Source organism: Xenorhabdus stockiae, assembly GCF_002632825.1.
In the GTDB taxonomy this organism is placed as follows: Bacteria; Pseudomonadota; Gammaproteobacteria; order Enterobacterales; family Enterobacteriaceae; genus Xenorhabdus; species Xenorhabdus stockiae.
Window position 1 is genome coordinate 1 of sequence record NZ_NJAJ01000049.1, and the last position, 21,696, is coordinate 21,696.

General features: G+C 42.8%; 27 protein-coding genes. 23 read left to right on the forward strand and 4 right to left on the reverse strand.

The features are described from left to right. The 6 genes from Xsto_RS18055 to cobT form a co-directional block, all read left to right on the forward strand. On the forward strand, window positions 1-343 hold a 343-nt coding region (locus tag Xsto_RS18055), incomplete at its 5' end, for a hypothetical protein (protein WP_244590441.1). A 2-nt stretch (window positions 344-345) separates the two neighbouring features. Continuing rightward, window positions 346-615: a pyocin activator PrtN family protein gene (locus Xsto_RS18060; RefSeq protein ID WP_099123258.1), complete on the forward strand. Its 270-nt coding sequence runs from the start codon at window positions 346-348 to the stop codon at window positions 613-615. A gap of 262 nt (window positions 616-877) precedes the next feature. Then, complete coding sequence (locus Xsto_RS18065; RefSeq protein ID WP_099111650.1) at window positions 878-2,437, forward strand: cobyric acid synthase; 1,560 nt, start codon at window positions 878-880, stop codon at window positions 2,435-2,437. Continuing rightward, a complete protein-coding gene (gene cobU / locus Xsto_RS18070; protein WP_099125950.1) occupies window positions 2,434-2,979 on the forward strand; it encodes a bifunctional adenosylcobinamide kinase/adenosylcobinamide-phosphate guanylyltransferase in 546 nt (181 codons plus the stop codon). Before Xsto_RS18065 ends, cobU begins: the two co-directional genes overlap by 4 nt. Further along, a complete protein-coding gene (gene cobS / locus Xsto_RS18075; protein WP_099125951.1) occupies window positions 2,976-3,740 on the forward strand; it encodes an adenosylcobinamide-GDP ribazoletransferase in 765 nt (254 codons plus the stop codon). Before cobU ends, cobS begins: the two co-directional genes overlap by 4 nt. A 123-nt stretch (window positions 3,741-3,863) precedes the next feature. Further along, on the forward strand, window positions 3,864-4,943 hold the full coding sequence (cobT, locus tag Xsto_RS18080) for a nicotinate-nucleotide--dimethylbenzimidazole phosphoribosyltransferase (protein WP_099111653.1): 1,080 nt from the start codon (window positions 3,864-3,866) through the stop codon (window positions 4,941-4,943). On the opposite strand, the gene Xsto_RS18085 is transcribed toward cobT, so the two are convergent. Together Xsto_RS18085 and Xsto_RS18090 are read right to left on the reverse strand one after the other, a co-directional pair. Further along, a complete protein-coding gene (locus tag Xsto_RS18085; RefSeq protein ID WP_141554534.1) occupies window positions 4,903-5,349 on the reverse strand; it encodes a hypothetical protein in 447 nt (148 codons plus the stop codon). The two genes, cobT and Xsto_RS18085, sit on opposite strands and share 41 nt — an antisense overlap. A gap of 28 nt (window positions 5,350-5,377) precedes the next feature. Beyond that, on the reverse strand, window positions 5,378-6,982 hold the full coding sequence (locus Xsto_RS18090) for an AMP-binding protein (protein ID WP_099125952.1): 1,605 nt from the start codon (window positions 6,980-6,982) through the stop codon (window positions 5,378-5,380). A 306-nt stretch (window positions 6,983-7,288) separates the two neighbouring features. Here Xsto_RS18090 and Xsto_RS18095 point away from each other — a divergent pair, with 306 nt between their 5' ends. Together Xsto_RS18095 and Xsto_RS18100 are read left to right on the forward strand one after the other, a co-directional pair. Then, a complete protein-coding gene (locus Xsto_RS18095; RefSeq protein WP_099125953.1) occupies window positions 7,289-8,038 on the forward strand; it encodes an SDR family NAD(P)-dependent oxidoreductase in 750 nt (249 codons plus the stop codon). Between the two features lie 144 nt (window positions 8,039-8,182). After that, on the forward strand, window positions 8,183-8,851 hold the full coding sequence (locus tag Xsto_RS18100) for an epoxyqueuosine reductase QueH (protein WP_099111657.1): 669 nt from the start codon (window positions 8,183-8,185) through the stop codon (window positions 8,849-8,851). Window positions 8,852-8,948: 97 nt separating this feature from the next. On the opposite strand, the gene Xsto_RS18105 is transcribed toward Xsto_RS18100, so the two are convergent. Beyond that, window positions 8,949-9,764, reverse strand: a complete 816-nt coding sequence (locus tag Xsto_RS18105) for a helix-turn-helix transcriptional regulator (protein WP_099125954.1) — start codon at window positions 9,762-9,764, stop codon at window positions 8,949-8,951. A 965-nt stretch (window positions 9,765-10,729) separates the two neighbouring features. Between Xsto_RS18105 and Xsto_RS18110 the strand changes: the two genes are divergently transcribed. Both Xsto_RS18110 and Xsto_RS18115 read left to right on the forward strand, forming a co-directional pair. After that, window positions 10,730-11,230 (forward strand): bactofilin family protein, encoded by a 501-nt coding sequence (locus Xsto_RS18110; protein WP_099111673.1) that lies wholly within the window; start codon window positions 10,730-10,732, stop codon window positions 11,228-11,230. 248 nt (window positions 11,231-11,478) lie between these two features. After that, window positions 11,479-12,045: a GNAT family N-acetyltransferase gene (locus tag Xsto_RS18115; protein WP_099125955.1), complete on the forward strand. Its 567-nt coding sequence runs from the start codon at window positions 11,479-11,481 to the stop codon at window positions 12,043-12,045. A 137-nt stretch (window positions 12,046-12,182) separates the two neighbouring features. On the opposite strand, the gene Xsto_RS18120 is transcribed toward Xsto_RS18115, so the two are convergent. Beyond that, the gene (locus tag Xsto_RS18120; RefSeq protein WP_099125956.1) at window positions 12,183-12,803 is read right to left on the reverse strand and encodes a phage repressor protein CI; all 621 of its coding nucleotides are present in this window, start codon (window positions 12,801-12,803) and stop codon (window positions 12,183-12,185) included. A gap of 202 nt (window positions 12,804-13,005) precedes the next feature. On the opposite strand from Xsto_RS18120, the gene Xsto_RS18125 reads away from it, so the two are divergent. The 13 genes from Xsto_RS18125 to Xsto_RS18185 form a co-directional block, all read left to right on the forward strand. Further along, window positions 13,006-13,344 (forward strand): DUF5347 domain-containing protein, encoded by a 339-nt coding sequence (locus Xsto_RS18125; RefSeq protein WP_099125957.1) that lies wholly within the window; start codon window positions 13,006-13,008, stop codon window positions 13,342-13,344. A gap of 85 nt (window positions 13,345-13,429) precedes the next feature. Continuing rightward, entirely contained in the window at window positions 13,430-15,364 is a 1,935-nt protein-coding gene (locus Xsto_RS18130; RefSeq protein WP_099125958.1) for a replication endonuclease, read from the forward strand. Window positions 15,365-15,534: 170 nt separating this feature from the next. Next, window positions 15,535-15,717 (forward strand): hypothetical protein, encoded by a 183-nt coding sequence (locus Xsto_RS18135; protein WP_099111662.1) that lies wholly within the window; start codon window positions 15,535-15,537, stop codon window positions 15,715-15,717. A 47-nt stretch (window positions 15,718-15,764) separates the two neighbouring features. Then, a complete protein-coding gene (locus tag Xsto_RS18140; RefSeq protein WP_241538020.1) occupies window positions 15,765-16,004 on the forward strand; it encodes a DinI-like family protein in 240 nt (79 codons plus the stop codon). A 236-nt stretch (window positions 16,005-16,240) separates the two neighbouring features. Then, complete coding sequence (locus tag Xsto_RS18145; RefSeq protein ID WP_099125959.1) at window positions 16,241-16,444, forward strand: tail protein X; 204 nt, start codon at window positions 16,241-16,243, stop codon at window positions 16,442-16,444. Window positions 16,445-16,453: 9 nt separating this feature from the next. Next, the gene (locus Xsto_RS18150) at window positions 16,454-16,717 is read left to right on the forward strand and encodes a hypothetical protein (protein ID WP_099111665.1); all 264 of its coding nucleotides are present in this window, start codon (window positions 16,454-16,456) and stop codon (window positions 16,715-16,717) included. A 1-nt stretch (window position 16,718) separates the two neighbouring features. Further along, the gene (locus Xsto_RS18155) at window positions 16,719-17,258 is read left to right on the forward strand and encodes a lysozyme (RefSeq protein ID WP_099125960.1); all 540 of its coding nucleotides are present in this window, start codon (window positions 16,719-16,721) and stop codon (window positions 17,256-17,258) included. After that, on the forward strand, window positions 17,255-17,755 hold the full coding sequence (locus Xsto_RS18160; RefSeq protein ID WP_241538021.1) for a lysis system i-spanin subunit Rz: 501 nt from the start codon (window positions 17,255-17,257) through the stop codon (window positions 17,753-17,755). The genes Xsto_RS18155 and Xsto_RS18160 overlap by 4 nt, the downstream gene beginning before the upstream one ends. A 173-nt stretch (window positions 17,756-17,928) precedes the next feature. Further along, window positions 17,929-18,564 carry a phage baseplate assembly protein V gene (locus Xsto_RS18165; protein WP_099111668.1) on the forward strand — a complete coding sequence of 212 codons (636 nt, stop codon included), beginning with the start codon at window positions 17,929-17,931 and terminating at the stop codon, window positions 18,562-18,564. Next, window positions 18,561-18,902, forward strand: a complete 342-nt coding sequence (locus tag Xsto_RS18170; RefSeq protein ID WP_099123496.1) for a GPW/gp25 family protein — start codon at window positions 18,561-18,563, stop codon at window positions 18,900-18,902. The genes Xsto_RS18165 and Xsto_RS18170 overlap by 4 nt, the downstream gene beginning before the upstream one ends. 3 nt (window positions 18,903-18,905) lie before the next feature. Further along, the gene (locus tag Xsto_RS18175) at window positions 18,906-19,814 is read left to right on the forward strand and encodes a baseplate assembly protein (RefSeq protein WP_099111670.1); all 909 of its coding nucleotides are present in this window, start codon (window positions 18,906-18,908) and stop codon (window positions 19,812-19,814) included. After that, on the forward strand, window positions 19,807-20,415 hold the full coding sequence (locus Xsto_RS18180; RefSeq protein ID WP_099111671.1) for a phage tail protein I: 609 nt from the start codon (window positions 19,807-19,809) through the stop codon (window positions 20,413-20,415). The genes Xsto_RS18175 and Xsto_RS18180 overlap by 8 nt, the downstream gene beginning before the upstream one ends. Then, window positions 20,412-21,696: phage tail protein (locus Xsto_RS18185; RefSeq protein ID WP_244590442.1), on the forward strand; the 1,285-nt coding region annotated here is incomplete at its 3' end. The genes Xsto_RS18180 and Xsto_RS18185, both read left to right, overlap by 4 nt.

A 21,696-nucleotide genomic window follows, 5' to 3' on the forward strand; every position in this document is an offset into this window, starting at 1 on the left:
AAGCAGAAGGAAGAAAGCAGCAATGATCAATAACTCATTCCACCTGACTCAGATTATTGCCTCAGTCTGGGGTGATCCGTCTGATATCACCGATGTAGTCTGGCATTCTGGATACCGTAAGCCGGAACGAGAAGCAACAGAAATAGCCCAGCTCACTATCGACATTATGGAAGGGGTACCCGATGGGGTGCCCTACTCTGCAAGACCGAAGAATTTGAACGATATTCTTTTTGATGAACTGAACAACATTATTTTCGATGCAACGTGGAGTGATAAGGCAACTCCGGCGAGTGTGGCGAGGGTGATATTGGAGAGCGGGTATCAGGAAGGAGGTGAGCAATGAAAATGAATACGGTATTCTTATTAATGGCAGAGTTTGAAACTTCACAGATTCTTCTGTCAGCTATAGCCGAGAAGTACCTTAAATTGACCCCGGCAACGGCAGAACGCAAGGCCATTGAAGGCAAGCTAAAATTCCCGACATACAGAATGAATGACAGCCAGAAATCACCAAGAATTGTTCATGTACATGATCTCGCTGAGTACATCGATAAGCAAAGGGAATTAGCAGCAAAAGAAGTGGAACGGATGCAGTCGAAGAAGAAAGTAAATTGATTGAAATTCATATCCGGGTGCTATTTCTCAGCACCCCAATAGCACCCCTTTAATTATTAACTAATTGTTTTTTATGTTAACTTACGTCATTAATAATAGGTTAATGATATTGATTGTTATTGTAACAGAGAGTGCATAAAAATATTTGTTTGACTTTGTGAGCTGATTCACGCGGATAAAAAACACTTATCCATATGAGTTCATCATGTAGTCATTTGGTGCGTTATTCTGTGGCGACAATAATATAGAGGAGTAAAACACCATGAAATGGTCTCTTATGATCCAAGGAACAGCGTCTGATGTTGGAAAGAGTGCTTTGGTTGCTGGATTTTGTCGGATTTTTTTACAGGATGGTTATCACTGTACTCCTTTTAAATCACAAAATATGGCACTTAATTCTGGTATTACTGCTGATGGCAAAGAAATGGGGCGTGCTCAGATATTTCAGGCTGAAGCGGCGGGGATTACTCCTGATGTACGCATGAATCCTGTTTTGCTGAAACCCTCCAGTGATTGCAAGGCTCAGGTGATTTTTATGGGCAAAGTTATGTGCAATATGAATGCCGTAGAATATCACGAGTATAAACCACAGCTTCAGCAGCAGATCCTGAGTGCATATAACGGCCTTGCGGCTGCAACCGATATTATGGTACTGGAAGGAGCGGGTAGCCCGGCGGAAATTAATCTGCGGGATCGGGATATCGTCAATATGGGAATGGCTGAGCTGGTTGATGCTCCCGTTATTCTGGTAGCAGATATTGATCGCGGAGGTGTTTTTGCTTCTATCTACGGCACACTGGCCTTACTCGCACCAGAAGAAAGGGCACGGGTTAAAGGGGTCATTATTAATAAATTTCGTGGTGATATATCGTTGCTGCATTCAGGTATTGAACAAATCGAAGAGCTGACACAAGTACCGATACTGGGAGTATTACCGTGGCTGGAACTCGATCTGGAAGAAGAGGACAGTGTTGCGTTGCAGGTTGGCAAATATGAAAAGGATAAAAATAACACAGAAAGATGCCTGAATATTGCCGTTGTCCGGTTTCCACATATTGCAAATTTCACCGATTTTAACGCGTTAGCACTCCAGCCTGATGTTTCTCTTAATTATATTGCAGATCCTTTGGAACTTAGGAATGCCGATCTGATCATTTTACCCGGCAGTAAAAACACATTGGGTGATTTGGGATGGTTAAAAACGCAGGGGCTGGATCAGGCAATTATTGCTGCACACCAGTCAGGGGTTCCGATCATTGGGATCTGTGGTGGCTACCAGATGCTTGGAAAGCAGATTGTTGATGAAGTCGAATCTGGTTTATATCAGATGGAAGGGTTAGGATTACTCGATACTGAAACCTTATTTGCCAATGATAAACAGACAGCTCAGGTCAGGGGAATTGTGATGCCGGAGCTATCAGGCATGCTGAACTTATGTGGTGATCAACCCATTGTGGGTTATGAGATCCATATGGGAGTTACGCGCCTGAGAGAGCAGGCAAGGCCATTCGCCAAAATGTACTTACGTAATGGTGAAGAGAAGAGTTGGTTTGATGGTGCAATTAATCAGGAAGGGACGGTGATGGGAAGTTACCTGCATGGCCTGTTTGACCAGAATAATTTTACTCGTTTATTACTGAATCAGCTTCGCATGCATAAAGGCATCAACCCGCTGGAAAATGCTGCTTTCAGCTATGCCAGCCATAAAGAGAAACAGTTTAATATTCTGGCAGCCAGTATGCGTGAACATCTGGATATAGAACGTATCTATCAGTTAATGAAAGAACACACGGAGTCTACTTCTTCTGGAGTGATCAGATGATCTTAATTACTGGCGGAGCACGTAGTGGCAAAAGTGCTTATGCGGAGCAGTTTATTTCAGATCAATGTGAACAAGTATTGTATATCGCGACAGCTCAAGGTACTGATGAAGAGATGTTGGCTCGAATTGAACGGCATCGGAAGGATCGTCCTTTACATTGGCGAACCTGGGAAGGATATCAGGATTTGGGGGATGTTATCCGTAGGCATCGTAAAGCGGAAGAGGGGATTATACTTGAGTGTGTGACTACATTAATTACCAACCTTTTGTTTGACAAAGCAGAAGGCGCATCACCCGATGAAATGGATTTCACCTCATTGGAGGTATATATCCACCAGCAGATAGACGATGTGATCGATGCTTGTCTGAATTGCCCAATGCCCGTTTGTCTGGTGACGAATGAACTGGGGATGGGGATTGTGCCTGAGAATCGGCTGGCCCGTCATTTTATTGATATTTCCGGTCGGGTTAACCAGAAACTGGCTCAGGCAGCAAAATCAGTCTGGATGGTAGTCTCTGGCCTTGGAGTAAAAATCAAATGAAGTTGAAACTCTTTTGGGCAACATTACAGTTTATGACCCGGCTTCCTATCCCTGCAAAATGGGCCGAAGGGATTGATTTTCGGCAAATTGGGCATGGTGTACCGATTTTCCCTTTAGTTGGCCTTATTGTTGGTGTGATTGCAGCTTGTGTTGCGCTGGTAATAACTCAATCCGGTGGAGGAGTATATATTGGCGCAATTGGTTATGCGCTCGCTCTGGTATTTCTGACGGGAGGACTGCATTTAGATGGTCTGGCAGATACTTGCGACGGTATCTTTTCTTCCCGAAATAGAGAAAGAACGCTGGAAATTATGCAAGATAGCCGCCTTGGCACATATGGCGGATTAGGGCTGATCTTCTGCATTTTGCTTAAGGTACTTGCGGTTGTTGAAATTGCCTATCATCCTCCTTTGCATTTGCTGGCTTTATTATCCTGTGCACCGATTGTCGGACGTACTGCTGTTGTGCTTTTGATGTTTGAACAACGTTATGCCCGTGAAGTTGAAGGAATGGGAAGTAGCTATATCGGTCGCATTACTCCCCGTGAAACAGTCATCACATTATTGGCAGGGACTGTATTGGTGATGCTGCTGGGTGACTGGCAGGGGTTATCTGCAATGCTGGTAACGATGATTGCTATCTTTTTGCTTGCCATCTATTTTAACTATCATTTGGGCGGGCAAACCGGCGATACTCTGGGAGCAGCAATTGAAGTCGGTGAAGTGGTTTTTCTACTGGCTTTAATCCTTATCTGGAAGTAGGTTGTCGATAGCTAATATTATTTTATTCTCGTTGCTTCTTTGTCACTGTGATGCAATCAGAAATCCATTAGAGTGTATTTTATATTTTCCTATTTAAGTTGAAACTTGATCGGAAGGATCATCATGGAGTTTCAGTCATTACCACTGTTACTGAAAAAGATTAAACCGCTGGATCGGGAAAAAATGGATCGGGCGGAGCAGCATATTGATAAACTCGTCAAGCCAATTGGCAGTCTGGGCCGTCTGGAAGCACTGGCAGCACAACTTGCGGCTATGCCCGGAATTGGAAAACTGCGGGATCTGCAAAAAGAGATTATCGTTATGTGTGCCGATCATGGCGTTTATAACGAAGGTGTGGCGATTTCTCCGAAAAATGTTACAGCCATACAAGCCCGGAACATGTTGCTGGGGCTGACAGGGGTTTGTGCATTAGCGAAAAGTAGCGGTACCCATGTGTTACCTGTTGATATTGGTATTGATTGTGAGCCGATAGATAATTTATTGTCCCTCAAATTAGCCCGTGGCTGTGGAAACATTGCACAAGGCCCGGCTATGCCTTATGCATACGCAGAAACATTATTGTTGGCAAGTGTGCAATTAGTTCAGCAACGCCTTACCGCTGGGATCTCTGTATTTGGTGTGGGAGAGCTGGGGATCGCGAATACCACACCAGCAGCGGCAGTCATCAGTGTACTTACCGGAAGTGATCCCGGTGATGTTGTGGGGTTAGGGACTAATTTGCCTGCTGGATTACTTAAACATAAGGAATTTGTTGTACGTCAGGCGATTGATGTGAATAAACCTGATGCTCAGTCTCCCCTTGATGTACTGGCAAAAGTGGGGGGATTTGAGCTTGTGGGAATGACCGGAGTAATTTTGGGATCTGCTGCGGCAGGTGTTCCGGTCGTGCTTGATGGTTTTATCTCTTATGCCTCTGCTCTGGCGGCAGTTCAGCTGGCACCTTCTGTTCGGGATTACTGTATTCCATCTCATCTATCAGCAGAAAAAGGTGCGGTTCTGGCATTGCAGCATCTGGGTCTGAAACCTTATCTGCATTTAGATTTGCGTTTGGGCGAGGGCAGTGGGGCTGCGATCGCAATGTCTCTGATTGATGCAGCCTGTTCTATGTATTGTGATATGGGATATCTGGCTGAAAGCGGGATTACTTTTCCTGAACTTTCGTTATTAACTCATCAAGCATAATTTGATTTTTTTGTAAGGAAAAATAGAATTGTGGAGCAGTAAAATTATATTTATCCCGTAAGTAATCTAATGATACTTTTTGAGTTTCAATGACGTGCAAAATCGGAATGGCCAATCCGAAATCTTTTTCAATAAAATAATCGAAAACAGACTGACCATTTCCGGGAATTGCATTTTCTGCAATATCAGAAATTTCTTTGGCAGTGCCAGATATTGGCTCATCAAGAAGCATACCACCGATTATGGCTTTGACAGGAACGGTAACATAAATAAAAGCAAAAGTTCTTTTTCTTCTGAATCTTCGGCGGAATTCATATTTTTTAGCGCCCGATAATACTTTCTCCCATGCGGATTGATGCAAGCTTAATACGATACAATCTTCGGGAGTAACATCATACTTCTGCATAAAATTCTGCATTTTTATATCTCTTATTTTATAAATTTTTAGCGAGTTTTCTTAATGTCTCTTTGAGTATTTTTCCGCTTGCGTTACGTGGTAAAGCTGAAAAAGTATAACCTTTGGGGCGCTTATAGCGTGCAACAATAGTTCGGAGATAATCATCCAGTTCCTGCTCAGTGATTGAGGTATTATCATCAATTTCAATAAACGCATGAGGAACTTCACCCCAGTATTCATCAGGTTTTGCCACAACCGCCACAGCCAGAACGCCGGGATAACTCGACAGTGCATTCTCCAGTTCAAGGCTGGAAATATTCTCACCCCCGGAAATAATAATATCTTTTTTCCGGTCGATAATTTTAATATAACCATCGCTATCAATAACAGCCAAGTCCCCGGTAAAAAACCACTGACTGGTCATATCGAATGTGACTCGATCGACAGGGCCGTAAGCGGCAACAATATTACCCCGAATAGCAATTTCACCAATGGATTGTCCATCAAAAGGTACTGCCAGCCCGTTATTTTCATCAATAACGCTGATTTCTCCCTGTAAATTGGAAACAATTCCCTGACGCATCTTCTTTAAAATTGTTTCTGATTTTGGCAGTGTAGCCCAATCGGGTTTATCTTCACAAACAACAACCGGCCCATAAGTTTCCGTCAGGCCATAAACGTGGGTAGCTCTGATACCGGCTGCATCAAGCAGGGAAAACATCTTCTCTGTTGGTGGGGCACCGGCAATCAACCCATAGACATTGTTGTTGAAAGAGATGTCGAGCCTTTGTGCTTCCCGCCCTAAGGAATAATGCACGATAGGCGCACCACAATAGTGTGTCACCTGATGCTTCAGCATAATCTGTATGGCTTCCTGTGCATCAAATTTGCGTATACAGATATGAGTGCCTGCCCGTGCCGCAATAGTCCAGGGGAAACACCAGCCATTGCAGTGAAACATGGGCAATGTCCATAAATAAATCGGGTATTTGGGCATATCCCAGTCTAAGATATTCGAAATTGCATTAAGGTATGCGCCACGGTGTGAGTACACAACTAACTTAGGTGTGCCGCTGGTTCCGGAAGTCGAGTTAATGCTGATGGCTTCCTGTTCATCAATCGGGTAAAAGTTCAGGGTTTCAAAAGGATACTCAGATATCAGTGACTCATAGCTAATCAAATCCAACGCTGATTCTGGTAGAAGAGTATTATTTTCAGCAGTGACAACAATTTTGACCGGGTTTTTAAAGGAAACACCATCCAGTAATGTAAGGTAATTTTTATCTATAATTAATATTGTGGGATTAATTTTTTCAAAGATAAAATTCAGTGTAGCTGCATCTGTCCTGATACTTAAGGCATTCAGTATTCCGCCAGACAAGGGAACAGCATAGTGCAGTTCCAGCAATTCATGAACATTAGGCAATAAAGCAGATACAACACAGCCTTTTCCGACCCCCATTTGCTGAAGTGCAACAGCAACTCTTTCACAACGTTCTCCATATTGTCGCCATGTCCAACATTGCTCTCCATCTATTACCGCAGGGTAATCACCATTACTTAATATGGCTCTTTTTAGAAATAAAATAGGTGATAATGCATTGCCGTCATATTCATTTAATAGTGAATTGTAGCGAGTCATATTCCCATCCTTTTTTATTTTCGATTTTTTGCCTGTCATTATTTTCACTGATTATTAAAGGTAATGGTGGAGGTGGGAATTTGCAATCCATATCAAATGGTTGTTAGTGTTTTTATTAGAAGTGGGTCTTAGTGTTTATAAAAAAACATCACGTACTTTATTTGTATGTTTGAGTGATATTTCATTGTTTTTTAATATGCTAATTATATTTATTGTTATTGATAGGGTGGCGTGATGAAAATATATTGGAAAATTAAGAGTGATGTAATATAAAAACTTAATATACTGATATAAAAGGAAACAAAAATGTTTAATTTAACCGGAAAAGTTGCATTTATTTCTGGAGGAACAAAAGGTATTGGTAAAGGAATTGCTCAGGTATTTAAACGGGCGGGTGCAATTACGATCATTTCAGGTACGGATAAAACGAAAGGAATTCCTGTAGCTGAAGAACTTGGAGTGGATTTTATCGCCCTTGATGTAACTGATCCCTCTGCATGTAAAAATGTGATTAATGAAATTGTCGAAAAATATGGCAGACTCGATATTCTTTGTTCAAATGCGGGTATTTTCCCACAACACAATATTAAAGATATGACGGTTGAAGATTGGGATTTAGTCTATAGCGTCAACCTGAAAGGCACATTTTTATTGACTCAGGCTGCACTGAATGTCATGGAAAAACAGCAGTATGGGCGCATAGTGATTACTTCATCTATCACCGGAGAGATTGTAGGAATGCAGGGCTATAGCCACTATGGTGCCAGTAAGGCAGGCCAGCTCGGGTTTATGCGCAGTGCTGCATTAGAATATGCAAAACAAGGGATCACAATTAATTCCATTATGCCGGGTATGATTATGACTGAAGGCTTAATGGCATTTGGTGAGGATAACCTGAAACAGATTGAAACGGTAATTCCAATGGGCGCTTTGGGAACACCAGAAGATATTGGTTACACAGCTTGTTTCCTTGCTTCTGATGAAGCGAAAAATATCACCGGGCAGACAATTGTGGTTGATGGCGGGCAGATATTACCAGAAGTGCAAGGGTACTGATTGACTTAAGATGTTCAGATCTGGCTTTACTTGTTTTCCATTGCCGTAAAGCAAAGGAACAAGGTAAGATGAGCAACTAATAAACACAGGGAGGGATATGTTCTCTTCCTGGTTTTTTATTGTCTAAGTCAGGTAAAAAATATTATGTCACTGAACTATGAACGTAAGCCGCTTCCACTCCCTAATGGCCACAGCAAAATGTTACTGCACTCGTGTTGTGCCCCATGCTCAGGGGAAGTGATGGAAGCAATGCTCGCTTCGGGGATAGATTTCACAATATTTTTCTATAACCCGAATATTCATCCACAGAAGGAATATGAACTGCGTAAAGAGGAAAATATCCGCTTCGCAGAGCAGATGGGTATTCCTTTTATTGATGCCGACTATGATCGTGACAACTGGTTCGAGCGTGCGAAAGGCATGGAAAATGAACCTGAGCGTGGCATCCGCTGTACGATGTGTTTTGACATGCGTTTCGAACGGACTGCGTTATATGCTCATGAGCATGGTTTCCCTGTTATTACTAGTTCGCTGGGGATCTCACGCTGGAAAAATATGCAGCAAATTAATGATTGTGGTGTCCGTGCCGCTTCCCGTTATCCGGGGTTAACCTATTGGGAATATAACTGGCGTAAAGGCGGTGGTTCTGCCCGCATGATTGAAATCAGTAAGCGTGAAGAATTCTATCAGCAAGAGTACTGTGGCTGTGTTTATTCTCTGCGGGATACTAATCGCCATCGTCTGGCAACAGGACGGGAAAGAATTAAATTGGGAACAGTGTTTTATAGCGCAGATAGTGTTCAAAAAAATTAGGGATTATATTGATCCTTACGATGGCTTTTCAGTTTTAAATAAAACAAGTTTACATGAAACTGGAAAGCCTTAATTTGTATAGTCTCAATATTAATAATTAATCTTTACCATATCTGGCACGATTAGGGGTATAGCCAAAACGTTTCCGATAACTTTGGGTAAAGTAGGACTGGCTGGAAAAACCGGATTCCAGTGTAATATCAGCGATACTCATTTCGCTGTTTAATAATAATTGATGAGCATAAAGAATACGCTGTTCACTTATCCACGCTCGTGGAGATGTGCCATAAACACTACTGAAAAGTTCTTTGAACGAAGTTAACCCCATACCAAACTCGCGGGCAAAATCATTCAGCCGCCACTCTTTGAGATAGTGAGTTTCCATAAATGTCTGTAGCCGTTCTACTTGCCGATTACTCAATTTACGCAGGACTGACATGAGTAATGCGCCTTGTTTTCCGAGAGAGAGCAGTAAAAGTAACTCCTCGCTTCTTAACTGGATCAGGGCTGATGGGCAATCATACGTGAGGAGTTTCGATAAACTACGTATACTTTCTGTTAATAATGGAAACTTATTGAAAGGAATTAACCGATAATCAGGGGAGTCATGGCGTTCAATATTAATTAATAATGCGCCAAAACGTTTCATAAAATGACGGAAAAATTCCATACCCAATGGCAACCATAATATCTGACAACTTCTTGTATGGGTTTTAGCGGCATATTTTCCAGGGTGGATAAAAAGGATATCATTTGACTTAATATGATAGGTATTACTGCTGTCTTTCCATACCATTTCACCATCAAGTAAAATATACAGCCCTCCTTGTTGATGTTCGAGAATATCGAAGTTAGGCATGGTTAATTGTAGAGAAAAAATACTCTTCTGATTTAAGCCCGTCGTCCTTTTCATTTAATACTCCTAATCTTCCTTATCATGAGTAATTTGAAATGTATTAATGATATGTTCTGTTGTTCAAATAGCTTTCTTGGGGATTGGAAAGCAACCTGAAATCTATTGGATAGATAGTGATAAATTGAGTGTAGAGTTAAAAATATTGGCTGATATCAAAATTGTATACGTAACATCCATTATATAACTACAGTATTATATCTCTAAATTAATATTTATGTTAGTTTTAAATGTTAAGAATTTAGATTTAAATTTATTTATTAACAGGATAGTAGAACAGAAGAAATGATAGAACTTTCATCTATTCAATTAGTTAAAGTCCAGTATGTTTATATTGGGTGAATTTAAATCGATAATTTCACGGTCAGATAAGTATTCAGGTAGGTTAGTTGAGGTACAATTTTCTAATTAAAATTACATATCCTGTAATGAAATATAAATAAACTGTATTGCGTATGATGTTATTTTGTTAACCATTAGTTTGGTGATGTTGCATATTTATTGGTTTATATGGTTCTTATATTTAAAATATCAAAATTTTTCTATTAAAATGAGTTTCCTGTGTTGGATTTTAAGGACAAACTATCGATAATTCAGACTATTAAGCTTTGTTGGTAACGTTATCCATGTAATAACGGCATAAATACCTCTGTTATAGCTTCGTAGATTGTTTTTTATACTGGTACAATGCTAGGATGTATTTTCATCGCCTTTCTTCTATATCCACTAAGGCATAGAGACATAGATATATTTGCTGATGAAAGATAAAAGATTACAAGAACGAGAAACATATGGAAAAGTATCGTTTTTCAGATAACGCTTTTTTATACAGTTTATGGCTCGCTTGGGCTATTACACTGGGATTGTACGTATATGGCAACAATATTGGTTGTACCATAACAGCAATTTTATCTTTTTTAGCCTTGGTATTTTACTTTACTAATATGAAACAGAGAATGAAAGCTATGTTTGGAAAAAAAACTGAGGCATCTGCTGCCAGCCCGGTCACACAAATCACTCCTCCTGTACAGACTGAAGAGAAAAAAATCTCTGGCACTGAAGCCCGCGCTAATACGATTGTCGCGAAGAATTCCGTATTCAAAGGGGATATCGAGATGGAAGGAGATATCCAGATTTGGGGAAAAATTATCGGGAATATTCGCGTAAAAGGCGGGGCTATTCGTGTTATGCACGCCGGTAAAGTGGAAGGTGAGTTGATTGCACCTGAAATTATTATTGATGGTCACGTAGAAGGGACTTGCTGTGCTGAAACACTCGATATCCTTGAGCACGGTGAATTACGGGGTATCAGCCGTTGTGGGAGTATGTCAATCCGACGTGGCGGATTATTTATCGGTCAGTCTGAACAAGTGGAAAAAGAAAATAAGAAGAAACAGGAAGCAGAACGAATTGTTTCCATCAAGGATACTCCGGGAGATAAGGCAAAATCTAAAGCTACTGCCTGATATCTGCTGGTAAAATACTCTTCGGTTTTCAATTCGTGGAAATCACTCGGGTATAAAATTTCTATATTCTTGCCGGAACGTGTTGTACTTTCCGGCAGTTTTTGTTTTGATATTCCTTCTTCTTTTACGTTATCTATGTGTTAGTTACATTCATCAAATCAGCCCATTAAGTTATATGAGCGGTGAGACTCTCACATATCATTTCTATGCCATTTTAAATTCATATTTTCAATCAATAAGGGGAAATTGTGATTATAGAACTGGAAACAGAAAGATTATGGCTTCGAGCCTGGAAGGAAGAAGATAGAGAACCTTTTTACCGCCTGAACAGTAATCCTGAAGTAATGGAGTTTTTCCCCAATACGTTGACAAAAGAGCAAAGCGACACACTGATTGATAATTGTATTCGTAAATTTGAGATTCAGGGTGGTTGGGGATTATGGGCGGTAGAGGTAAAAGAAAGTGGTGAATTTATTGGTTTTGTTGGGTTGAATATACCTAATCTTGAATTTCCATTTTCTACTTGTAGCCATCTCGTTGAGATAGGCTGGCGTCTCGATAAGCCATTTTGGGGTAAAGGCTATGCCTGTGAAGCTGCCCACAAAGTTCTTGATTTTGGGTTTACGGAAATCAGACTGGATGAGATTGTAGCGTTTACCACCCTGATGAATGCTCGTTCAGAAAATGTGATGAAAAAGCTGGGAATGCTCAGAGATAAAAAAACATTTATGCATCCCGCTCTTGAGGAAGGTAACCCGCTCCGGGAGCATGTTTTGTATCGGATGAAATGTCCAACTTTTGTCGCTGCAATGTAACTTGAAACCTACTAAAAATACTGAAATAAATCCGAATAGATTTATGTGTTATGTTTCTTTTAACATGATAAACGCCATCAAAGTTATTCTGGTAATCAGCGATAACTTTGATGGAAAACGTATTGTTACGTAACTGGTTATTGTCTGGAGATCACTAAAGCCACGCGTCCAATGAATTGAATATCGCTGATAGCACAATCAAACGTAACATCATTATCACTGACGCGAATTTTACTGACAGGGATTTTGGCTATCTTCTTGATGCTGTGCATTCCTTCGATATCGACCAGCCATAAACCATCCTGAATAGTGTCTTCTTGTGCATCAAGCACATACCAGGATATGCCATCATCAACCACCAGAGGTTCTCTGAGATCTTTGGAAATCAATTCACTATCCAGAATAACCGGATCAGCCTCATTCAGCTTACCTCCTGACAATCTTACACGGGAGATTGACGGCGCAATGATATCTTCCAATCGTTCTGTTTTTTTGATCCCTTCGCCGTTTGGAAACATCTCTCCTTGCCCTGTACTCAGCCATAGCAGTGAAGCACCCGTTTCGAGATTACACTGAATAATCCAATCCGCCGGAAAGCTATCACGAAGATAGCGGTTTGCCATTGTGCTTTTGGACACGCCTAAATGATCACTCAGAGCCTGACGGGATTTAAATCCATACGCGCGTACAAGGCGCTCGATAGCTGGTCGCCCACCACTATCAGCCCCCATTTTGATCTCAATATTGGTATTTTTCATTGACAGTACAGATAAGAGATATTATTATCCCGCAAAAGATCTTGAAATGAGATCTTTATTGGGTCCGAATTGGTTAAGCCGAAAACCATTAAGAGATATTGCATCATGAACATCCAAATTTCAATCCCTATACCTGATATCAACGGTGTTCGAGGGATTGCTCTGACAATAATCGCTCTGAAGGTGAAAGGGTGAGGAAAATATGGCGAATACGGAAAAAGAAAAGTTTGCCCAAATTAACCTCGGTCAGCGGTTGGAAGGATTGAACCATTTGTCTAAGATCAGATCAATATACTGGGGATATGATGAAAAAGAGTTAAAACGCTTTTTTGCAGACATGCGTGATAAAAGGGATTGTCATTATGAAGAGAACAAGCGGGCCTTATCCGCGATTTTCTATTTGGCAAATATTCCCCGTGCCCGCCATGACAGCGAAATCAGCCAGTTTACTTCTGAGGAAAAACACTCTCTGATCAAGGCGATGAATCATATTAAGGCTGTAGTTAGCCAGTTTCCCAGACATTTAACGTTACCCAGTTAACCACCTTTTAAATATTTTCTAATTTTTTTGAACAGATGGCATGTGTACGCCAGACATTCATATTTCCTTAATTAAGGTGGCATTGATGAATAGTGATCTTTTCGCTCATACTTATAAACAGTCGGGCATGTTTCAGCCAAATATTCCGCAGAATGTTTCATCAGCAGAGCGTTTGTTATGGCAAGTTAACGCAGAAGATCACCAATGGCGCCACCAATATATTGGCCAGATGCCGGATTTTCTGGCGAAACATTTTAGCCATCGCTATGCCGATATCTTTGCGCAATCAGGACGCAGAGATGCTAATGCTTACCTGAGAAAAACCGTCGGGCAGAATGTATTACCGCGATTACAATTAGTTAAGAGTAGGTATCAATTCAAACATTCTGTATCGGGCATTGCTCCTTTTCCATTTATTGAACAATTGAGCAATATTGCGACTTATGGCCGTAAACCACTTTTAAAGCTTGCTCATGAAATATCCGTGTTTATTACGGAAAACTATGAGCACTATTCTTCTATGATTCACTCTGTTACGAATGATTCTTCTAATCGGCAGAAAGTGCAGCAAGTTCCGGCTGAATCAGCGATGAGTGAATCAACACGGTTTTCTCATATGGCTGAGGTATATCAATTAATGGCAAAGCTGACTTTGCAATGTGGCATTCATCCCCCTTATTGGCGGCAGTTCAATTATGGACGAAAAACACTGTCTGTTGATCTACTTTGCGCCGGCATGTTGCGCATGATGTCCACACGCTGGTGGTATTTTCGCTTAAAACGCTTGCGGGATACCCAATCCGAGCATATGGCAATTGCAGTTGGACAGGTGCAGAACGCGGCCTCACCTTATGTTTCACTACTGGCTTTACGCGAATGGCTGGAACAAAAGCGGCGTAATCGTGAGTTTTTTCAGCATTTTGATTTAGAAAATGAAGCAGGAGAGCGGATTTCATTAGCTGAGACCGTCGTTCACAGTAATGCTAATCCTGCTATTCGTCGCTGCGAGTTAATGGTCAGAATGCGCGGTTTCGAAGATATCGCGAATCAAATGGGGTGTGTAGGAGAGTTTTATACTATCACTGCACCAGCAAAATACCATGCTGTCAGGCATAGAGGAGGATTTGTCCAAAAATGGGAAGGTGCAACTCCCCGTGATACTCAGCGCTATTTATGCAGTGTATGGGCAAAATCTCGCGCAGCTATTGCCCGTGCGGGTATTAAGCTGTTTGGTTTTCGGGTTGTTGAACCCCATCATGACGGGACACCACACTGGCACATTTTGCTGTTTATGTTGCCGGAACATGCTTCACAGGTCAGAAAGATCCTTGAACACTACTCTTGTCAGGAAGAAGAGGAAGAGTTACTGCATAACCATGATAAAAAATCTCGTTTTGATTACCGGGTGATAGATCCTAATCAAGGTAGTGCGACAGGTTATATCGCAAAGTACATTTCCAAAAATATTGATGGTTATGCTCTGGAAGATGAAATCGATCATGAAACGGGAGGATCACTGCGCGATATGGCTAAATCAGTAACAGCTTGGGCGAGTCGTTGGCGAATTCGACAATTTCAACAAATTGGTGGTGCTCCGGTTTCTGTCTGGCGAGAACTGCGTCGACTTAAAGAAGTTCGTTTACCTGATAATAAAATGAATGACGTTTTACAGGCCGCGGATAAGGGAAACTGGGCGGCTTATATTCAGGCTCAGGGAGGGCCATGGGTTGCCCGTCGTGATTTGGTTATCAGGCTCGCTTATAAGCATATCCCTTTTGGTAGTCCTTATGGTGAGGATATTCACTCCATTCAGGGAGTGACATCGTCGTTGCTCAGTCAGGAAAAATATATCTGTACACGAATCCATCAATGGACAGTTGTTCCGAAAGCTGATGCACCAGCTACATCAGAGCGGATTGTCTATAAACGACACAAAAAATGGCCCTCTTGGAGTTCTGTCAATAACTGTACGGATAGACAGGAAAGAGGGAATTGTGATATAGATGTGAAATTGTTTTGATAAATGTTATTTTTTCGATAAAAGTTTCTATGAAAGAAATAAATAATAGTTATTAACTATTAATTTTTATCTTTAAGAAAGGAAAAAACTACTTTAAATTTTCACTAATTAGGTGTACTGTATGCATATACAGTTATAGAGTGGAGGCGGACATATCAGTGGACTCTCTTATGGAATCATTGGTAGCACAACGTATTAATTTTATTGCCAGAATGGCAACAAGTTGTGAATGCAATCAGGCAGAAGACAAAGAACTGGCACTGGTCTGGATAGCAGAGTTATCTGCGCCTTATGAAAAAAGTCTCAGTGTTTATAATAATTTTTTAAAAAACAAATCATTAGATAATGAATGATTGAAAAACTTCAGGTTCGGTAAAAGAATAGGTTTTAGCGGGAGAAAATGATGCGAGTTGAAATACTTTTCGATAAGCGAGCTAATGTTTCTGAATCAGTCATGTCTGCACTTGAAAGCGAGTTAAAGAAGAAAATACTGCCACAGTATCCAGATACTAATTTTAGAATTGCCCTCAGCAGCAACACGTCCGTAAAAGTGACAGGGAGTAAAAGCAGTAGTGAACATGATCAAATCATGGAACTGATCCAAAGTGTCTGGGAGGACGATAGTTGGTTATCGGATTAGGCCTGACGGGTTGAACTCTCCAATAAACGGATAATAAGCAATTTAAATAGTATAAGGGCAGGGATTATCCCCTGCCCTTATACTTTTCTGAGCAGCGAAAATAAATCCCATCTGGCAAAATTGCCCTTCATTTGTACTATTTCCCCAACAATGCCGTTTCATTGAGGCATTTCGCTGATTATTCGATCATAACTCTCCGATTTACCGATTATTTTCTGCAAATAAAAGGAGAGTATATGCAAATTATTGCACAACAAAACGAAACGGTGGACGCTTTGTGCTGGCGTCATTATGGCCGAACTTTAGGTATGACGGAGCGTGTATTGCAGGCAAATCCGGGGCTGGCTGATTTTGGTGCGACATTGCCTCATGGAACAAAAGTTGAAATGCCGGATTTTGTGCCTGTTGCCAGTAATCCTATGATTCAGCTTTGGGATTGAGGGGCATGAATGGATAAATATAGCCATGCCACTTATGCCTGTGCCAGCACAACCGCCATCTTTTCCGGTCTTTCTTTATATGAGCTGAGTTTTCTGTTGGGAGTATTAGCCAGCATTTCTCTCGGTATTCTGACTTATCGTCTTAATCGACGTGAGCAGATGAAACGCACTTTAATCTTAAAAGATATTCTGGAAAATCTGGAGGTAGAGCCTGCATCTAAATCAGCCAGAATCGTCAGCGAGCTGATACATAACGCACCAAAAGAGCTGTGATATGCAGGATCTCAAAACCAGACTCAGCCGGTTGCTCATTGGCCTGATTATCGGTGGCGCCAGTTCTTCGGTCATTCTTTCCCAGTTTCTTGATGAGAAAGAGGGCAATCGGCTTATAGCTTATCAGGATGCCGGTGGTATCTGGACGATATGCCGGGGTGTGACGCGTATTGATAGAAAGGCGGTATATAAAGGGATGCAACTGACTGCTGAGCAATGTGAAGCGCTGAATCGGGTTGAAGCTGACAAAGCGATTGATTGGGTGAAAAAGAACGTTCATGTTCCGCTGACCGAACCACAAATTGCAGGAATTGCCAGTTTTTGCCCGTATAACATCGGTCCCTCAAAATGTTTCTCCTCAACCTTTTATCGCAAACTCAATGCCGGAGATAAAAAAGGCGCCTGTCAGGAGATTAAACGCTGGATTTACGATGGCGGGCGAGATTGCCGGGCAACCAAAGGACAGCCGAATGGCTGTTATGGGCAGGTCTTACGACGTGAACAGGAATCCGAGTTGGTTTGTTGGGGATTGGAGGAATGAAGAAAATATCGTTAATTGCCATTTTTGTCATTGGAGGATGCACTGGCTGGTGGGGGCATCGTTCACTGTTCCTTGGGGAGGTTGCGAACCTTAAACAACAGCATAGTGCTCAGGTTGTTGCTATTCATCAGAAAGCGAATCAGGAAACATTGTCAGCGATTCAAAAGATGAAAGACGCTCAGAGTAAAGCTGCCCAATTAGATGAATACTATTCCGGAAAACTAGCTCATGTTACTGAAGAAAACACCGCTTTGCGTGCTGATATTGCCGCTGGTCATCGCCGGGTGCAAATCGCCGCCGCCAACCTTGCTACCTGTCAGCTCACCCAAAAGCGAGATACCGGCCCCCGCAGCATGGGCGATGGAACCCAAATCGAACTCACTGCAAAAGCTGGACGCGATATTTACGATATCCGAGCAGGGATCATCAGTGACCAGTCCAAATTAGATTACCTACAACAATATGTCCGTGAAGTTGTCAGGCAATGTAAATCGTAGCCACTTTGAACAACCGAGCATAAGTTCTCACAGAGCCTATAAAAGCCTTTTTATCACGAGATAAAAAGGCTTTTATTATATTGATTTAATTGGCTTTTACCTGCCGTTTTGTATGTCTGTTCCTACAAGCCTAGTTTAATGTTTCCCCTGCTTTTTCATGGCATTCTTACGCCATGAACACACAACTCACTGAACTGATGCGCTTATTGCGCAACCTGATCCGAACAGGCGTGATTACCCAAGTGGATACCACAAAGGGTATATGCCGGGTCGCGACAGGCAATCTCGAAACCGACTGGCTGCACTGGTTGACATCCAGAGCGGGAAATTCCCGCACATGGTGGGCGCCCAGTGTCGGTGAGCAGGTTTTATTACTGTCCATAGGCGGAGAACTGACCACCGCCTTTGTATTGCCAGCAATTTTTTCAGATGAGTTTCCGGCACCATCAACGTCTCCTGAAGCAACACATGTTCAGTTTCCGGATGGTGCAGTGATGGAGTATGAGCCGCAATCAGGTGCATTAACTGTGACTGGCATCAAAACCGCGACAGTGACTGCATCGGATTCCGTCCATATTACTGCGCCGGAAATCACCTGTGTTGCCAGCACCCGGATTACGCTGGATACACCGGAAGTCATCTGTACGCAGCTGATGAGCACAGGAAATCTGATTGTGCGCAATGGCGGCAAAATGACGGGCAATATTGAACATACCGGCGGTACATTCAGTTCCAATGGTGTGATCGTGGATTCCCATAAACACATCGGCATCCAGTCAGGCCGTGACACATCAGGAGGCCCCGTATGATGTATCTGGGGATGAACCGGCAGACAGGCCGGGCGTTGAGTGATTTAGACCATGTCAGACAATCCGTCAGCGATATTTTACTGACCCCGGTAGGCAGTCGTATTGCGCGTCGTACTTACGGGTCGTTACTGCCTGAACTGATTGACTGGCCGCAGAACCCGGCAATCAAACTTCAGGTTATGGCGGCCAGCTATACCGCAATCAGCCGTTGGGAGCCACGTGTGACGCTGACGTCAATCACGATGGAAACCCTACAGGACGGCAGAATGGTGGTGGATATTACCGGTACTTATCACCAGTCCGCCAAAGAATTTTCACTCTCAATTCCGGTGAGGTAAGCAATGCCAACAATCGATTTAAGCCAGTTACCACCACCGGATGTGGTTGAGCCACTGGATTACGAACAACTGTTAGAAGAGCGTAAAAGAGGCCTGATCTCGCTTTACCCCGAAGAGCAGCAGGATGCCATTGCACGAACACTGCAACTTGAATCCGAGCCTTTGGTGAAATTGCTGGAAGAAAACGTGTATCGCGAACTGCTTCTGCGCCAGCGTGTTAATGAAGCTGCCCGCGCGGTGATGGTGGCCTATTCAACGGGTAGCGATCTGGATCAGCTGGGAGCAAATAACAACGTATCGCGTATGGTTCTGCGTGCTGCGGATAACTCAACGGTTCCACCAACTCCGGCTGTGATGGAATCCGACAATGATTATCGTGTCCGTATTCCACAGGCTTTTGAAGGCCTGAGTGTTGCAGGCCCGGTGGGAGCTTATGAGTTTCATGCCCGCAGTGCGGATGGCCGTGTTGCAGATGCTTCGGCAATCAGCCCGTCACCGGCTAACGTCACAGTCACGATTATGTCCCGCCAGGACAAAGGCGTTGCATCCAAAGAGTTGCTGGAAATTGTCGAAAAAGCCCTGAACGACGAAAACGTGCGTCCGGTGGCTGATCGCCTGAAAGTCCAGTCAGCAAAAATCGTGGAATATGAAATTGACGCAGTGCTGTACATCTTCCCGACACCGGAATCAGAACCTATCCGCAAAGCAGCGGAGCAGAAGCTGAAACACTACGTCGAAGCACAGCATCGTCTGGGGCGTGACATTCGTTTGTCCGCGATTTATGCCGCCTTGCATGTAGAAGGTGTCCAGCGCGTAGAACTGAAAGCGCCACTGAAAGACGTCGTGCTGGATAAAACACAGGCTTCTTACTGCACCAAAACCACGCTGACAATGGGAGGCTCTGATGAATGATCGCCTTCTGCCGATGGGTTCAACGCAGTTAGAACTGGCTGCGGCGAAAGCCTGTGCCAAGTTGCAGAAGATCAAAATCCCATTACGTGAGCTGTGGAACCCGGATACCTGTCCGGCATCATTGTTGCCTTATCTGGCATGGGCGTGGTCTGTAGATCGCTGGGACGAGAACTGGCCTGAGAACATCAAAAGGGAAGTGATCAAAGGTTCACTGTTCCTGCATAAACACAAAGGAACAATTGGAGCAATCCGAAGAGTGATTGAACCGTTGGGTTATCTCATCCGGGTTAAAGAGTGGTGGCAGACCAACGATGCTCCGGGCACCTTCCGGCTGGATATCGGTGTGCTGGATAGCGGTATTACCCATGAAATGTTCGAAGAGCTGGAAAAACTGATTTTTGACGCCAAGCCAGTGAGCCGACATTTAATCGGGCTGGATATCAACCTTGATACCCGTGGTGGATATCACTACTCGGCAGCGACTTACAGCGGTGACGAACTAACCGTTTACCCCTATTTCCCGAAAGAAGTGACCGTATCCGGCTCAGAAATTGTGGGCGCGGGGGTACATATTATTGACGACATGAGGATTAGACCATGAGTACCAAATATTTTGCGTTGCTGACACAATTAGGCGCAGATAAATTGGCAAATGCTGCGGCACTGGGTACAAAAATTGAAATTACCCATATGGCCGTTGGTGATGGTGGTGGCAGCCTGCCGGTACCGGATACCAAACAAACCAAATTGATTAATGAAAAACGCCGGGCAGCGATTAATACGCTGAGCATCGATCCGAAAAACACCAACCAGATTATCGCGGAACAGGTTATTCCTGAAACCGAAGGTGGCTGGTGGATCCGTGAAATCGGTCTGTATGACAAAGATGGCGTTCTGGTTGCAGTAGGTAACTGCGCAGAAACCTACAAACCACAATTACAGGAAGGCTCTGGCCGTACTCAGACGATCCGAATGATCCTGATTGTCAGCAGCGCAAATGCGGTCACGCTGAAAGTTGATCCATCCATTGTTCTGGCAACCCGTGAGTATGTGGATAATTCCATTACAAAACACGCGAACAGCCGTAACCATCCGGATGCGACACTGAAAGAAAAAGGATTTGTCATCCTGAACAGCGCGGTAGACAGTAATAGCGAAACCCACGCGGCAACACCAAAAGCGGTGAAAGCGGCATATGATCTGGCTAATGCGGCGAATAATAATGCGAATACGCGTTTGGAGAAAAACAAGAATGGTGCTGATGTAGCTGATAAAGATGCATTTAACCGTAATATTGGTTCAGCTAGGGCGTTTAGTGGTTCTATCAATACTGGTGATGGTGTTTGGACAACTGAAGAATTCATTGCATGGCTGAAAAGCCAAGGTGCTTTTAACCATCCATATTGGATGTATAAAGGTTCATGGTGGTACGCTAACAACAAAAGAATCACTGATACTGGTTGTGGATCAATCCATTTGGCTGGCGCGGTTGTAGAAGTCATGGGTATCGAAGGTATTATGACGGTCCGTGTTACAACAGCTCCTACATCGGTGGATGGTTGTATCCCAAATGCTCAATTTACTTATGGTAACCATGGCAAGGATTATCAGCCAAGCTGGAGGCGAGACTATAACACTGCAAATAAACCAACTTCTGGTGAAATAGGTGCTTATTCTAAAGATGAAACAGATGCTCATGTAAATGCTGCTCACGAAAATGCCAATTCCCGCTTAGAAAAAAACAAAAACGGTGCGGACATTCCGAACAAAGATGAGTTTGTAAAAAACCTCGGGTTAACGGAAACCAAAGAGCTGGCGAAAAATGCAGTGCCAAAATCAGAAGCTGATAGTAAATATCAACAAAAAGGTAGCTTTGGATTTG